Genomic DNA, 13,591 nt, shown 5'->3' on the forward strand with positions numbered 1-13,591 from the left:
AAGACCGCCCCCCGTATGGGCGATGGCGTCGCCGATGGGGATGGGGCCCGTCGGCGATGCCTTCGTCCCGGTGCCGTCAGCGCGCCGTCGCCACCGCCAGGGCGCGCAGCGCCAGGGCCACACCCTCGCCATAGGCCGGGTCGGCCTTGGTGCAATTGGCGATGTGGCGCTCCTGAATCGCCGCCTCCGCCCCGCTCAGGGACCGGGCCGTGTTCTCGAACAGCAGCTTCTGCTGCGCCGGGTTCATCTTGCGGAACAGGATGCCCGGCTGCTCCCAGTGGTCATCGTCCACGCGGTGGTCCCAATGGGTGGCCGTCCCTTCCAGCGGCAGGGGCGGCTCGGCGAAGTCGGGATGGTCCGGCCATTCGCCATAGCTGTTGGGGTAGTAGTGCAGTGTGCCGCCCAGGTTGCCGTCGGTGCGCATGGCGCCGTCGCGGTGGTAGCTGTGGAACGGGCACTTGGGCGCGTTCACCGGGATGTGGTTGAAGTTCACCCCCAGGCGATAGCGCTGCGCGTCACCGTAGGAGAACAGGCGGGCCTGCAGCATCTTGTCGGGCGAGAAGCCGATGCCCGGCACTATGTTGGCGGGGGAGAAGGCCGCCTGCTCCACCTCGGCGAAGACGTTGTCGGGGTTGCGGTTCAGTTCCATCACCCCGACCTCGATCAGGGGGAAGTCCGCCTTGGGCCAGGTCTTGGTCAGGTCGAAGGGGTTGTGCTTGTGCGCCTTGGCCTGGGCCTCGGTCATGACCTGGATGGACAGGGTCCAGCGGGGGAAGTCGCCGGCCTCGATGGCGCCGAACAGGTCGCGCTGATGGCTCTCCCGGTCCTTGCCGATGACGGCCTCGGACTCGGCGTCCGTCAGGTTCTCGATACCCTGCTGGCAGGTGAAGTGGAACTTCACCCAATGCCGCTCATTGGCGGCGTTGATGAGGCTGAAGGTATGGCTGCCGAAGCCGTGCATGTGGCGATAGCTGCGGGGGATGCCGCGCTCGCTCATGACGATGGTCACCTGGTGCAGCGCCTCGGGCAGCAGGGTCCAGAAGTCCCAGTTGTTGTTGGCGCTGCGCATGCCGGTGCGCGGGTCGCGCTTCACGGCGTGGTTCAGGTCGGGGAAGCGCAGGGGATCGCGGAAGAAGAACACGGGCGTGTTGTTGCCCACGATGTCCCAGTTGCCTTCCTCGGTATAGAATTTCACGGCGAAGCCGCGGATGTCGCGTTCCGCGTCCGCCGCGCCGCGCTCACCGGCCACGGTGGAGAAGCGCACGAACAGGGGCGTCTGCTTGCCCACTTCAGAGAAGATCTTGGCCTTGGTGTAGCGGCTGATGTCCTGGGTGACAGTGAAGGTGCCGTGGGCGCCGCTGCCCTTGGCGTGCATGCGCCGCTCGGGAATGACCTCCCGGTCGAAATGGGCCAGCTTCTCGATCAGCCAGATGTCCTGCAGCAGGGCGGGGCCGTGCGGGCCGGCCGTCTGAATGTTCAGGTTGTCCACCACCGGCGCGCCGGTGGCATGCGTCAGGGCGGACTTGGGCGGCGTGTCGGACATGGGATGGGGCTCCGTGGCGTCATAGGGGAAGCCCTCGGGGGCTCCCGGGGCTCACGCCGCGGATTTGGCCGCCAAGCGCCCGCTGGTTTCATTCACAACCCGGCCCCACCGTTGTTGCACCTGGCGCATCGCCGCACCGCCGGGCGGAAAAGTGCGCACCCGCAACATTTAACAGGGCTTAACGTCAAATCGGTGCAGGTCCGGACAAGAGTGATGCGCCGGGCGCACCTACAGTGGACGGCGGTAGGGGGTTGAACCGCCGCCTTGTTGGGCCCTTGGGGCAGCCCTTGGGGGCGCGTCGCCCAGGTCCCATGGCGCCCCCCGTGATCATGAGGCCAGGGCCCGCGATTCCCGGATCGCCCGCCCGAACAGAGATGAGGGACGCGAGATGTCAGACGTTGCGATGAAATACTTCTACGCCACCGCCATCCATGGCTCGATGCGGGCGGCCAGCCAGAAGATGAACGTGGCGGTGTCCTCCGTCAGCCGCCAGATCGCCCAGCTGGAAGCGGCGATGGGCATGCCCCTGCTGGAAACGGGCCGCCGCTCGGTCAAGCTGACCACCGCCGGTCAGATGGTGTTCGACTATTACCAGGCGCAGATGGCCGACCGCGAGGCCTTCGCCGCCCGGCTCGAGGCCCTGCGCGGCATGCGCATGGGCACTGTGGAGATGGCGGTGGGCGAGGGATGCACCGTACAGGCGGTGCAGGGGGTGCTGGACACCTTCCAGAGCCGCTATCCCGGTGTCGAACTGGCCTTGCACAGCGTCTCCACCGCGGAGCTGTTGCGCATGGTGGTGGATGATGAGGTGCACATCGCCCTCGGCGCCCTCATCCCCTGTGATCCCAAGGTGCGTGTCCGCACCACAGCCCGCCAGCCCCTCGTGGTGGTCAGCCGGCCGGACCATCCCGTGGCCAAGCGCGGGGCGGTGACCCTGCAGGATCTGTCAGCCCACGATCTGTGCCTGTCCCCCCGCGACACCCGCATCCGCCAACTGCTGTCGGCGGCGGAGATGCGCCATCAGGTCTGGCTGCGCGCCACCATCACCACCAACTCCGTCCACACCATGCGGGAACTGGCGCTCAGCGGCCGCGCCGCCGCCATCCTGCCGCGCGCGGCCGTGCTGGCCGATCTGGAGGACGGTTGCCTGGTGGCCACGCCCCTGTGCGATGTCGAGGCGGACAGCACCACTGTCGACCTGGTGACGCGCCTGGGCCGGCAGCTGCCGCACGCCGCCACCCTGGCCCTGTCGCTGCTGGAACAGCAGGTGCACCGCTGGGGGCAGGGCGGTGGCCAAGCCGGCGTCCGGCCCGAGCGTCGGGTTGGCCCCAGCCTGGTGGTCGAGGCCGTGGCCTGACCCTTCCGGGGCTGTCTGGGCGGGATGCAATCAGAAGCCGGGGCGGACCCGGTGGATGCGCACCGACACGCCATCGATGATGGCGGGGACGGGTGCCGAAGGCTTGTCCACCTGCACCGTGATGGTGTCGATGCGGGGAAACTCCTCCAGCAGGGTGCCGGCCACGGCCTCCGCCACCGCCTCTATGGTCATGAAACGCCGGGCGGTGGCCACCCGCGTCGTGGCGGCGGTCAGCTTGGCGTAGCAGACGCTGAGGTCCCAGTCGTCGGCCTTGCCCGCGACCGACAGGTCCAGCGTGCAGTCCAGCGAGATGAAGAAGCGTTGGCCCAGCTTGGCCTCCTCCACCGTCAGGCCGTGATGGGCGTAGATCGCGATGCGGTGGACCAGGATGTGATCGGTCATGGGACGCTTTCCTGTCAGGCCGACGATGGCGCGGGGCACAGGCTGCCTGTTCCCGGTGCGCCTGTCACGTCGTTGCTGGGCCTGGTCCGGGGCGCCGCTGTGGCATAAATGTGGGCCGATGATTTGACCGTTGCGCCGGCGGTGGCGCCGTCGCAGGGTGGCCGGCACTTGCTGAAGACCGGACCATCGCCCATGCCTGCTGCCCCTGCCGGGACCCTCGCCGCCCATCGCCTGCGCCTGCGCCAGAGTTGTGACATCGTGTTCCCCGGCTTTCGAACCCTGAGCCCGGCGGAAGAGTTCCGGGCCGTGGCCGACTGGTGCGAGGCCAACGGCGTCACCCATGACCAGTATGGCCAGGGTGACCTGCTGGCGGCGTTCGAAGGCACGGTGGCGGGGCTGTTGGGCAAGCAGGCGGCCGCCTTCATGCCCAGCGGCGTGATGGCCCAACTGATCGCCCTGCGTCTGTGGACGGAGGTCAGCGGCGTTCCCCGCTTCGGCATGCCCCACACCTCGCACTTGGCCCTGCATGAGGAAGAGGCCTACCAGGCGCTGTTCAACTTCCATGGTGTGCCGGTGGGGGAGCGCCGCCGTCCCCTCCTGGCCCGTGACCTGGCGACGGTGGCCCAGCCGCTGGCCTGCCTGCTGGTGGAACTGCCCTTGCGGGAAATCGGGGGGCAGTTGCCGGAATGGGATGAACTGCAGGCATTGAAGGAGATGGCGCGGGCGCGCCAGTTGCCGCTGCACATGGATGGCGCCCGCCTGTGGGAAAGCCGCGCCTATTACGGCCGCAGCTATACCGAGATCGCCGCCGGCTTCGCCTCCGTCTATGTTTCGGTCTACAAGGGCATCGGCGGGATCGCCGGCGCCGTGCTGGCGGGCGACGCCGACTTCATCGACAACGCCCGGCTGTGGCAGCGGCGCCTGGGCGGCACCCTGGTGCGGCAGAGCCCCATGGTGGCCACCGCCGCCATGCGGTTTGAGGCGCGGCTGGGCCAGATGGATGCGTGCTACCGCCGGACACTGGACCTGGCGGCGGGCCTGTCCGCCCTTCCGGGCATCCGCCTGAACCCGGCCATACCGCAGACCAATATGCTGCACCTCTATTTCGACCGCCCCGCCGACCAGGTGGCCGAGACGCGGGACGCCATCGCCAGCAGCGACGGCCGCTGGGTGGCTGGGGAGATCCGCCCGACCGATGTCCCGGGCTGGAGCGTGACGGAGCTATATGTGGGCGACACCCTGCTGGGCCTGGACAACGCCCAGGTGCTGCCCTACTTCGCCCGGCTGGTGGGCGCCTGATCGAACTCCCGCGCGTCCACGCCGGTGGCGCGGACCGTCCAGCGCCGGTTCCACCGCAGGTCGGTCAGTGACAAGGGCGCGATGTCCAGGCGCCAGAAGGCCTGAAGGGGGGCATCCAGCACGACGGCTGCCGCCATGCGGATCACGGCCGGGTGGGTGACCGCCAGGGTGTGCCCCTCCGCCGTCCAATTCTCCAACCACCGCGCCACTCGCGCCCGCAATTGGGCCAGCGATTCGCCGCCATGGGGCCGGGCCTCCGGATCGCCCAGCCAGGCGGCCACGGCATCCGCCTCGTGGACCGAGAGTTCGGCCAGGCTGCGGCCCTGCCAGCTACCCGCGTCCAGGTCGGCCAGGGCCGCGTCCTCCGTCACCTCCATGCCCAGGGTGGCGGCCAGCACCGCCGCTGTCTGGCGGGCGCGGTCCTCGGGCGCCGTCAACAACTGTCCGATCTTGCGCAGGGCCCGCGCCTCCGCCCAGTGGCCGGCCTGCGCCAGGCCCGCCTCTTCCGCCGGCTCCGTCGCGGACGCGAAGATCGCGTCGCGCTGGGCGCGGGTGGGGGCGTGGGCCAACAGGATCAGGCGCCGGGTGGAGTCTGGGGCGGTCATGGGAGATAGTCCTTGAATGCGCGGGGCCCCCTCCCTACCATTCCCGTCTCACTCGCGCATGGGGGAAGCCGGTGCAAATCCGGCACGGTCGCGCCACTGTAACCGAACCTCCCGCCTCGCGGGTGGGGCGGAAGCCAGACCCCCCGTCGCATCCGACACACCGCACACGGGACGCGCAATCCCAGGGAGCGTTTTCATGGCCCACGCCACCCCCCATTCCGGCACCCCCGCCGTCGCCTTGCCCGTGATCTCGGCCGCCGAGCTGCTGCCCTGGGCCGTGTTCGGCGGGCTGCTGCTGGTGCTGATGGTTTATTTCGTGGGGGCGGAGCAGGGCGCCACCTCCCTGATCCAGGGCCGCGCGGTGCATGAATTCGTGCATGACGCCCGCCACCTGCTGGGCTTCCCCTGCCATTAAGGCGGGGCGACCCGTCCATCATGGTTGGAATCTTGCTCGCCCGCGGGATGCTCATCGGCATCCTGGCGGCTTTGCTCGCCTTCGGCGTGGCCACGCTGATTGGTGAGCCGCCGGTGGAACGCGCCATCGCTTTCGAGGCCGCGCAGGGCGCGTCCCATGCTCATGACCACCACGACCAGGCCGCACCCAGCGCGCCGGAGGGCGGTGGCCACGACCATCACCACCATCACGCCGATGCGGATGATGATGGCGAGGTGTTCAGCCGCGGCACCCAGGCGGGCTGGGGCCTGCTGACCGGCCTGTTGGTCTATGGCGCCGCCGTGGGCGGCTTGTTCGCCCTGACCTATGCCTACGCCCAGGGCCGCATGGGCGCGCTGGGGCCACGGGGCCTTGCCGGCGTGCTGGCCTTGTTGGGCTTTCTGGCCCTGGTGTTGGTGCCGGGCCTCAAGTATCCGGCCAATCCGCCGGCCGTGGGCGACCCCGACACCATCCAGCAGCGGACGGCCCTGTACTTCATACTGCTGATCCTGTCGGTCGCCGCCATGGTGGGGGCCGTGGTCACCGCCCGGCGGCTGGCTGCCCTCTGGGGTGCCTGGAACGCGGCCATTGCCGGCGGCGCGCTGTTCCTCGCGGTCATGGTCGCGGCCGGTGTCGCCCTGCCCGAGGTGAACGAGGTGCCGGACGCTTTCCCCGCCCAGGTGCTGTGGCGTTTCCGTCTGGCGTCCTGGGGCATCCACGCCATCCTGTGGGCGGCGCTGGGCCTGGGCTATGGCTGGCTGTGCCAGGCGGCGCAGTCCCGCGACCTTCAGGCCCAGCGCCGGGGCGACCGTCCGGCGCTGTTCTGATCAGTCAACCGGCGCCATCTTGTTGATGAAGTCTTGCCAGGCCGCTGGTGTGCCGTTCTCGCTGAAGCCCCGGAAGGAACTGGCGAAGCCGAAATCAAAGCCATAGTTCAGGGATACCACCATGCGGGTGGTCGGCGCGACCGACGCCGCCTTCAGCACGGCAGCGGCGACGCGGGCCAGTTCCCGCTGACGGTCCTGCAAGGATCCCAGGGACCTCAGGCGGGCGTTGATCGTCAGGACCTCGGAAGCCTCGGCGCTGCTTTTGGTGGCCGAGGTGCTGGCGATGATCATCTTCTGCTGCGCCACACCGACGCTGAGAACCTCTGGCAGGGCATCGGCGGCGGCATAGGCCGCCATCAGGGTGGGGCTGAAGAACCGGTAAAACGCCAGGGGGGCCAGCAGCAGCAATGCTGCGGGAATCGCCAAGCCTGCCCACACGCGTCGGCTGGGTGTGGTGGCACCGGATGGCAGGGTGGCGGTGGTGGCGCTGACGACGCAGGACCGGCACAGCAGGTCATGCAGGCTGCGGCGGCTGGGCCGGTTGAAGAGGAAAAGGTAGATCAGCGCGATGTTGCCACCCAGCACGGCCAATCCCAAGGCCCACCCCACGATTTTGCTGGTCAAGTCGCCGGACAGGCCCGCCAGGACGTAGCCGTTCAGGAACCAAGGGCCCGTCAGCAGGGCCGCTCGCACCAGGGCGGTGCCCAGGTCCAGGGGGGCGCCGTCCATGCCCAGCACCCGCAGTTTCAGCAGGCGCTTGCCCACGGTTTGCCCGTTGCCGACCTGGCTGTTGAGCAATCCCAAATAGAGGATGGCGACGCCCCAGCCGATCAAGCGGCCATTGGCCCCTAGGGCGGCGGCTTGGTCGAAGAACAGGGTGCCCAGGGCGAACCCCGGAATACCCAGGACGAGACCGTCCACCGCGAAAGCGCCCACGCGCCGCCAAAAGCCGGCGAAGGCTGGCGCCGACATGTTCCCCTCGATCGTTGCCGCATCACCGCTCATGCTGTCCCCATCGGGCGTTCGCCCACTTAAACGGTTAAATCCCCACCCCACCTATGCCATGGCGCGCAGCTATCCGCCACCGGGCACTGGGGGCTCCGGGGAGGGGGAAGCAGCCATACCCGCCCGATCGGTGACAGCGGCCGGGACTCCCCCCTAAGAATGGGCGATCCATCAGCAGGATCGCCCCGCGCCCATGTCCATCACCGTCTTCGCCATCGTGCTGTTCGCGGCGCTGTTGCATGCCACCTGGAACGCCTTGGTGAAGGGGGCGGGGGACAAGCTGATGGCGGCCATCCTGGTGGCCGGCGGGGCGGCACTCATCGCCATCGTGACCCTGCCCTTCCTGCCCCTGCCAGCGGCGGCCAGCTGGCCCTACCTGGCGGTATCCAGCCTTCTGCAGGTGCTGTACCTGACCCTGGTCGCCCGCGCCTACCACGTCGCGGACATGAGCCAGACCTATCCCCTGATGCGGGGAACGGCGCCGCTGCTGGTGGCGGTGGCCAGCGGCTTCTGGCTGGGGGAGGCGCTGTCCGTCCACGCCCTGCTGGGCGTGGGGATCATCTGTGCCGGCATCCTCAGCATGGCGTGGATGGGCCGGCGCGGCGGGCCGGACCTCACGGGCGGCGGCGCCAGCGGCACCCGGCTGGCCCTGCTGACCGCCGTGGTCATCGCGGGTTATACCCTGGTCGACGGGCACGGGGTGCGTCTGTCGGGCGCGCCCGTGTCCTACGTGCTGTGGGGGGTGCTGCTCAACGGCTTGCCATTGGTGGCTTGGGCCCTGCTGGCCCGGCGGCCCCTGTTCCTGCGGCAGGTGGCCCAGCAGTGGCCGCGCGGCTTGGTGGGCGGGGCCGGCACGCTGGTGTCCTACGGCCTGGCGCTCTGGGCCATGACCGTGGCGCCCGTGGCCGTCATCGCCGCCCTGCGCGAAAGCTCCATCCTGTTCGGCACCGCCATCGCCGGCCTGGTACTGAAGGAACGGGTGGGCCCCCACCGCCTGGCCGCCGCCTGCCTCATCGCCGCCGGCGCCATGGTGCTGCGGCTGGCGTGAGGCAGGCGGCTCCAAGCCACCTCAGGCGGCGCGGGCCAGTCCGGCCTCATCCCAGCCGGTGTCGCGGTGCCAACGCGCGGTGATGCGCCCGTGCTCCAGGGTGAACAGGGTCAGCCAGCCATTGTCGAACAGCGCCCGCACCTGCGCGTGGCGGTCCAACACCTCGGCGATGGCATGCCGTGGCGCCTCCACCAGCACTGACAGGCGCAGGGGCGCGTGGGCCAGCCGCTCCCCGTCATGGACGGCCTGCCAAGGCAGGCCGGTGCGCAGCATGCCGCCGTTGCCCTCCACCACGCCGATGCCGGCGGTGACATTGTGGATCAGCTTGTCCCCGCCGCCGAACAGCGCGGGCGCCACGGCCGATCCGTAATATTGCAGGCTGATCCAGCTGGCCACCACCACCGGCGCCGTCAGGATCAATTCCAGCGTGGCGAAGTCGCGGTCCTCTCGCCAGTCGTAGGAGTGCAGGAAGGCCCGGCCCTTCAGGTCGCCCGAGGCGGTGACGGCCCGGGGCGCGGCGACGAAGGCGGCACACCCGGCCAGCCCCCATTCCGGCCGGATCTCCGCCCAGTTGTGGGCGCGAGCCGACAGCGACGCCGCGCTGGCGCCGGGAAGACGTGCCGCCCGTTCCAGGCGCACCTGGCGCCCCGCCCGGTCCAGCCAATCGCGGGCGCGGCGGATGTCCGTCTCATGATCCCGGCCGGCACCCTCAGTATACAGGGTGACGCGGTCGGTCACCGTGTCATGCAGGCCGGCTAGGAACAGGGTGTCGGCCGGCAGGTCGATACCCTGGGCCGGCAAGCCCGCCCGCGTCTCCGGATCGTTCAGCAAGCCCGCCAGCAGGCGGGCGGAGACATCGCCCTGATGGCCGCCGCAGGCGCCGCAGTGATAGGCGCTGTGGTGCGGGTTGTTGTGCAGCGTCGCCCCGTGGCCGATCAGCAGCACCAGGCGCGCGTGCCCCTGGGTCAGCGACATGGCCTTCAGCACCTGCGCCGCGGTCGCCGCTTTCGCATCCGCCGACAGGGCGGGCGTGAAGGCCGGCGCCGGGTCGGCTCCCCGCGCACGGCCCAGGCCCAGGGCGTCGCGCAGCAGTTTCACGGCGTACAGGGGCCCCGCCGATTCCACGAAGGCGAAGGAGGATACCGCCGCCTGGCGGAACCGCCCCAGGGCGCGGGCGGAGCGGGCGGCGATGCGCCGCTGCCGATCCTGGGCGGGTGGCAGAGGGGTACAGGACTGCAGGCGGGGCGGCAACAGGACGGGCAGCCGCGCCTCCTTCAGGTCGGACGCCGCCGGGTGGTGGTCCACGGGCAGGCCGAAGAAGCCGGCGAAGCCCAGCGTGGCGATGCCGGTGTCCAGGCTTTCCAGGGCCCGGCGGAAGGGTTCGGAGCGCACGTCGATGCAGAACGCGGTCTGCATCAAGGGGCGATCCTCCGACGCCGTCGTGCCGGTTCCCCGCAGAAGGGTGTCCAGCCCCCGCTGATAGGCCATTTCCGCCGCCTGCTGCAGGATGGTGTCGATCACCAGGTCGGCGTCCGGCGTCACGGGCCGCGCGTGGGCGGCCAGCACCTCCGCCCAGGCCGGGGCCACCGCCGGCACATGGGCCAGCAGGGCCTCCTCCCACACCAAGCGGATCGCCAGCAGATCGGCCAGCGTGCCGTCGCTCTCGCCCGCCAGTTCGGCCTGCCATTGCAGCCAACGCGCATGCTGGGCCCAGCCCCCCAGGTCGGTCAGCAGCCGGTGGAAGGTGGTCTCCGCCGCGTCAGCCGTCAGGTCCAGCGCGGCGGCGGCGCGCAGCAGGGCGCGGCCGGGGGTGTCGGGGCAATTGGCGACGTGGCGGCAGAAGCCCGTCAGGCCGGCCAGTTCGGGCGTCAGGTCATGGGTCGCCCATTCCCGCCAGGCGGCGAAGGCCGAAGACCCGGGGGCCGGCGTCCACAGGGCTTGTCCCCGGTCGAAGTGGCCCGCCGCCCACAGCCCCAGGCAGCGGCGGATGATCGCGGGCCAGTCGGTGCCGGTGGCGCGCGCCGCCAGTTCCGCGATGGTGGGTAGCGCCTGCGGGGCGGGTTGAGCCTGATGGGCCAGCGCCGTCAGGGCGGTCCCATCGGCCGGCTTGCCCGGATGGGGGCAGGCGGCCAGCGCCGCCGCCAGGTCGCCGGCGGTGATCTCCCCGGCGGCGATCATGGCGGCGTAATCCTCGCGGCTGCGGGTCAGGCGGACCCCGGCGACCCGGGCCAGCCGGGCGGCGGCGTGCGCCAAATCTTCCCCGGTCTGGCCCAGGAAGGGATTGACGGCCACGGTGGCGTCCAGGGGAAAGGCCGGCGGGATGGCGCACATCGCCGCCTCGGCCGCCGCGAACAGGGCCTTGGCCGGTGCCGGCGCGATGTCGGGCTGATCGTGGAACATGGTGTCGTCTCCAGGGATGACTGTGGTCAGGACCGGACGGCGCGGAAGCCGCCGATCAGCCGGTCAAAGGCGGCGTTGAGGTAGAAGCCGTTGGCGATGTGGACCCTGAGGCCCGCCGCCGCCGGATGGTGGGCCCAGTGCGGGAACAGCGCCTGCGCCACCGCCACGACGCAGAAGGAGGTGACGGTCAGCCCGATCAGCGCCCATTCCAGCGCGCCCGCCACCGGTGGGGCGGGCAGGGTGCCGCCCGCCGCATGCACCGCCAGGGCCTGCAGCCCGAAGTAGGAGAGGGTGACGGCGGTGGAGGCAATCAGTGTGCGCTGGGTCAGGGCCCGGGGTGCGGCATCCGCCAGCCCCTGCGCCACCAGGTAGGCGACGCCGGACACCAGGATCAGGCCCAGGGCCAGCGCTTGGGGTGACTTCGGCCCAGCCAGCAGGGTGAAGCCGACGGCGGCAAGGCCGTAGAGGGCCAGCGCCAACCCGAAGGCCCGGACCACCGCGCCCACGCCGGGCGCCGCCACGGGGCCGGGGCGCCGCGTGGCCTGTACCGCCCGGATGGCCCCGCCGGAGGACAGGAAGGTGTGCGCCTTATAGAGCGAGTGCGCCAGGATGTGCAGCATCGCCAGCGGCCACAGACCCAGCCCGCATTGCAGCAGCATGAAGCCCATCTGCGCCACCGTGGACCAGGCCAGCGCCGTCTTGACAGCGCTTTGGGTCAGCATGACCAGGGCGCCGAACAGGGCGGTGAACCCGCCCAGCAGCACCAGCGCCGCCATGGCCGCCGGGCTGGCCTGGACCAGCCAGGCCAGGCGGATCAGCAGCAGCCCGCCGCTGTTGATGATACCGGCGTGCAGCAGGGCCGACACCGGCGTCGGCGCCTCCATCACCTCGGTCAGCCAGCCATGCAGGGGGAAGGCGGCCGTCTTCAGCAAGGCGGCCAGGACCAGCAGGCCGACGGCCCCCTCGGCGGCCGGGGGAAGCGGCGCCAACCGGGCGGCGGCCTCGATGGTCGCGATGTCCATGGTGCCATAGGCCAGCCACAGCAGGCCGGTGGCCAGGATCAGGGCGGCGTCGCCGGCCCCCCAGACCAGGGTGAATTTCGCGGCCGCGCGCCGCGCCGGCGCCCGGTCGGGGAAGAACAGCAACAACTGGCGCAGCACCAGGCCGATGGCGGCGAACGCCGGCACCAGCAGCGCCAGACTGCCCGCCTGCACCTGCAGCAGCACCAGGCCCAGGACCGTCAGCATCAGGGCATGGAAACGCCCTTCCCGCGCGGCGCCGTCCAGGTAGGTGCGGCTGTAGCGGGTGACCACCCAGCCGATGAAGGCGACGGCCGGCGCCACCAGGGCGTTGACGACATCCAGGCGCACCAGCGGCCCGTCATCCCTCACACCCTTGAAGGCGAACTGCACCGCCCCCGCCAGGCACAGCGCGAAGGCGGCCAGCGCCGCGCCCTCGGCGATCACGGGGATGGGCTTGGGACGACGGCCGGGGCACAGCAGGGCGATGGTTGCGGCGGCTAACAATACGGCCGGAGCAAGGCTCGACAACGGCATCGAACTCTCCAGGGAAACGCGGGCCCAGGATGGGGAACGCAGGCAGGAGATAGCGCTTGCTTAATTTCCAGAAAATTACATCTTTTGACGGAATCCATTCGATTTTTTGGAATGATGACGGCATGGCTTCGCTCAACCTGCATCACCTGCGCCTTTTCCGGGCCGTCGCGTGCGAGGGCACGGTGACCGGCGCCGCCCGGCAGTTGAACCTGTCCCCCTCCGCCCTCTCGACACAGTTGCGCACGCTGGAGGACAGCCTGGGCCACGACCTGTTCGAGCGGCGGGGGCGGGGCCTTATCCTGACGGAGGCGGGGCGAATCGCCCTGGACCATGCGGAGGCCATCTTCCGTTCAGCGGAGGATCTGGCCGCGACCTTGCGCAACGCCCGGGGCGGTCAGCGCGCCTTGCGCGTCGGTGCGCTCGCCACCCTGTCGCGGAACTTCCAGATCGGCTTCCTGCGCCCACTTCTGGGTAGGCCGGATGTGGAGATCGTCTTGCGCTCCGGCTCCCAGGGTGAACTGCTGCGCGGCTTGGACAGCCTGGCCCTGGACGTGGTGCTGACCAACCTGGCCCCGCCGCGCGACGCCGCCAGCCCTTATCTGATCCATCGCCTGGATGAGCAGGCGGTCAGCCTGATCGGCACGCCGGCCCGGCTGGGTTCCCTGCTGGCGGCTGAGTCTCGGGAGGGCGTCCCGCTGGCGGCCCTGCTGACCCGCCACCCCCTGATCCTGCCCACGCCGGAGACGGCGCTGCGCGCGACGTTCGATGCCCTGGTGGCGCAATTGGGCGTCACCGTCCGCATCGCGGCGGAGGTGGACGACATGGCCATGATCCGTCTCATGGTGCGCGAGGATGCCGGCCTGGCCGTCATTCCCCCCATCGTCGTGCAGGATGAGTTGGGCACCGGCCAGCTGGTGGAGGCCGGACGCGTGCCCACCATGGTGGAAAGCTTCCTGGCGGTGACCCTGGACCGCCGCTTCCCCAACCCCCTGTTGGGGGAGTTGTTGACCAGAGGAGGTATCGATGTGAACGGGTACCGAAGCGGGCCTCTTGGGAAAAGCTAGCAACGTATTGAAATAGCTGAAAAGGCGATAAAAAAGCAGGGGCCTGACCGGC

General features: G+C 70.3%; 12 protein-coding genes and 1 riboswitch. Of the genes, 6 read left to right on the forward strand and 6 right to left on the reverse strand.

Annotation, left to right across the window (positions count from 1 at the left end; translation table 11 throughout):
- Positions 1–76 precede the first annotated feature (76 nt).
- Positions 77–1,543 (reverse strand): catalase, encoded by a 1,467-nt coding sequence (locus UCD39_RS28140; protein ID WP_330498908.1) that lies wholly within the window; start codon positions 1,541–1,543, stop codon positions 77–79.
- A 388-nt stretch (positions 1,544–1,931) separates the two neighbouring features.
- Between UCD39_RS28140 and UCD39_RS28145 the strand changes: the two genes are divergently transcribed.
- The gene (locus tag UCD39_RS28145; protein WP_330498909.1) at positions 1,932–2,900 is read left to right on the forward strand and encodes a LysR family transcriptional regulator; all 969 of its coding nucleotides are present in this window, start codon (positions 1,932–1,934) and stop codon (positions 2,898–2,900) included.
- Positions 2,901–2,930: 30 nt separating this feature from the next.
- Here the strand turns inward: UCD39_RS28145 and folB are convergent, their stop codons facing one another.
- On the reverse strand, positions 2,931–3,302 hold the full coding sequence (gene folB, locus UCD39_RS28150) for a dihydroneopterin aldolase (RefSeq protein WP_145735385.1): 372 nt from the start codon (positions 3,300–3,302) through the stop codon (positions 2,931–2,933).
- Between the two features lie 192 nt (positions 3,303–3,494).
- On the opposite strand from folB, the gene UCD39_RS28155 reads away from it, so the two are divergent.
- Positions 3,495–4,601 (forward strand): threonine aldolase family protein, encoded by a 1,107-nt coding sequence (locus tag UCD39_RS28155; protein WP_330498910.1) that lies wholly within the window; start codon positions 3,495–3,497, stop codon positions 4,599–4,601.
- On the opposite strand, the gene UCD39_RS28160 is transcribed toward UCD39_RS28155, so the two are convergent.
- The gene (locus tag UCD39_RS28160) at positions 4,574–5,206 is read right to left on the reverse strand and encodes a histidine phosphatase family protein (RefSeq protein WP_330498911.1); all 633 of its coding nucleotides are present in this window, start codon (positions 5,204–5,206) and stop codon (positions 4,574–4,576) included. The genes UCD39_RS28155 and UCD39_RS28160 overlap by 28 nt on opposite strands.
- 5 nt (positions 5,207–5,211) lie before the next feature.
- Positions 5,212–5,368: riboswitch (cobalamin riboswitch) on the forward strand.
- 34 nt (positions 5,369–5,402) lie between these two features.
- Between UCD39_RS28160 and UCD39_RS28165 the strand changes: the two genes are divergently transcribed.
- Both UCD39_RS28165 and UCD39_RS28170 read left to right on the forward strand, forming a co-directional pair.
- On the forward strand, positions 5,403–5,621 hold the full coding sequence (locus UCD39_RS28165) for a CbtB domain-containing protein (protein ID WP_145735382.1): 219 nt from the start codon (positions 5,403–5,405) through the stop codon (positions 5,619–5,621).
- A 32-nt stretch (positions 5,622–5,653) separates the two neighbouring features.
- Positions 5,654–6,466, forward strand: coding sequence for a CbtA family protein (locus UCD39_RS28170; RefSeq protein WP_442943722.1), 813 nt, complete (start codon positions 5,654–5,656; stop codon positions 6,464–6,466).
- Here the strand turns inward: UCD39_RS28170 and UCD39_RS28175 are convergent, their stop codons facing one another.
- On the reverse strand, positions 6,467–7,471 hold the full coding sequence (locus UCD39_RS28175) for an RDD family protein (RefSeq protein ID WP_330498913.1): 1,005 nt from the start codon (positions 7,469–7,471) through the stop codon (positions 6,467–6,469).
- Positions 7,472–7,664: 193 nt separating this feature from the next.
- Here UCD39_RS28175 and UCD39_RS28180 point away from each other — a divergent pair, with 193 nt between their 5' ends.
- Positions 7,665–8,519: an EamA family transporter gene (locus UCD39_RS28180; protein WP_330498914.1), complete on the forward strand. Its 855-nt coding sequence runs from the start codon at positions 7,665–7,667 to the stop codon at positions 8,517–8,519.
- Between the two features lie 21 nt (positions 8,520–8,540).
- Here the strand turns inward: UCD39_RS28180 and UCD39_RS28185 are convergent, their stop codons facing one another.
- Complete coding sequence (locus UCD39_RS28185) at positions 8,541–10,919, reverse strand: YbcC family protein (protein WP_330498915.1); 2,379 nt, start codon at positions 10,917–10,919, stop codon at positions 8,541–8,543.
- Between the two features lie 26 nt (positions 10,920–10,945).
- Positions 10,946–12,475: a proton-conducting transporter transmembrane domain-containing protein gene (locus UCD39_RS28190; RefSeq protein WP_330498916.1), complete on the reverse strand. Its 1,530-nt coding sequence runs from the start codon at positions 12,473–12,475 to the stop codon at positions 10,946–10,948.
- 122 nt (positions 12,476–12,597) lie between these two features.
- Here UCD39_RS28190 and UCD39_RS28195 point away from each other — a divergent pair, with 122 nt between their 5' ends.
- The gene (locus UCD39_RS28195) at positions 12,598–13,539 is read left to right on the forward strand and encodes a LysR family transcriptional regulator (protein ID WP_330498917.1); all 942 of its coding nucleotides are present in this window, start codon (positions 12,598–12,600) and stop codon (positions 13,537–13,539) included.
- The last annotated feature ends 52 nt before the right edge of the window (positions 13,540–13,591 follow it).

The organism is Nitrospirillum karajorum (genome assembly GCF_036348415.1).
In the GTDB taxonomy this organism is placed as follows: domain Bacteria; phylum Pseudomonadota; class Alphaproteobacteria; order Azospirillales; family Azospirillaceae; genus Nitrospirillum; species Nitrospirillum amazonense_B.

Coding starts and splice junctions, on each gene's coding strand:
- UCD39_RS28140 (WP_330498908.1), bottom strand. CDS start 1,543: ATGTCCGACACGCCGCCCAAGTCCGCCCTGACGCATGCCACCGGCGCG.
- UCD39_RS28145 (WP_330498909.1), top strand. CDS start 1,932: ATGTCAGACGTTGCGATGAAATACTTCTACGCCACCGCCATCCATGGC.
- folB (WP_145735385.1), bottom strand. CDS start 3,302: ATGACCGATCACATCCTGGTCCACCGCATCGCGATCTACGCCCATCAC.
- UCD39_RS28155 (WP_330498910.1), top strand. CDS start 3,495: ATGCCTGCTGCCCCTGCCGGGACCCTCGCCGCCCATCGCCTGCGCCTG.
- UCD39_RS28160 (WP_330498911.1), bottom strand. CDS start 5,206: ATGACCGCCCCAGACTCCACCCGGCGCCTGATCCTGTTGGCCCACGCC.
- UCD39_RS28165 (WP_145735382.1), top strand. CDS start 5,403: ATGGCCCACGCCACCCCCCATTCCGGCACCCCCGCCGTCGCCTTGCCC.
- UCD39_RS28175 (WP_330498913.1), bottom strand. CDS start 7,471: ATGAGCGGTGATGCGGCAACGATCGAGGGGAACATGTCGGCGCCAGCC.
- UCD39_RS28180 (WP_330498914.1), top strand. CDS start 7,665: ATGTCCATCACCGTCTTCGCCATCGTGCTGTTCGCGGCGCTGTTGCAT.
- UCD39_RS28185 (WP_330498915.1), bottom strand. CDS start 10,919: ATGTTCCACGATCAGCCCGACATCGCGCCGGCACCGGCCAAGGCCCTG.
- UCD39_RS28190 (WP_330498916.1), bottom strand. CDS start 12,475: ATGCCGTTGTCGAGCCTTGCTCCGGCCGTATTGTTAGCCGCCGCAACC.
- UCD39_RS28195 (WP_330498917.1), top strand. CDS start 12,598: ATGGCTTCGCTCAACCTGCATCACCTGCGCCTTTTCCGGGCCGTCGCG.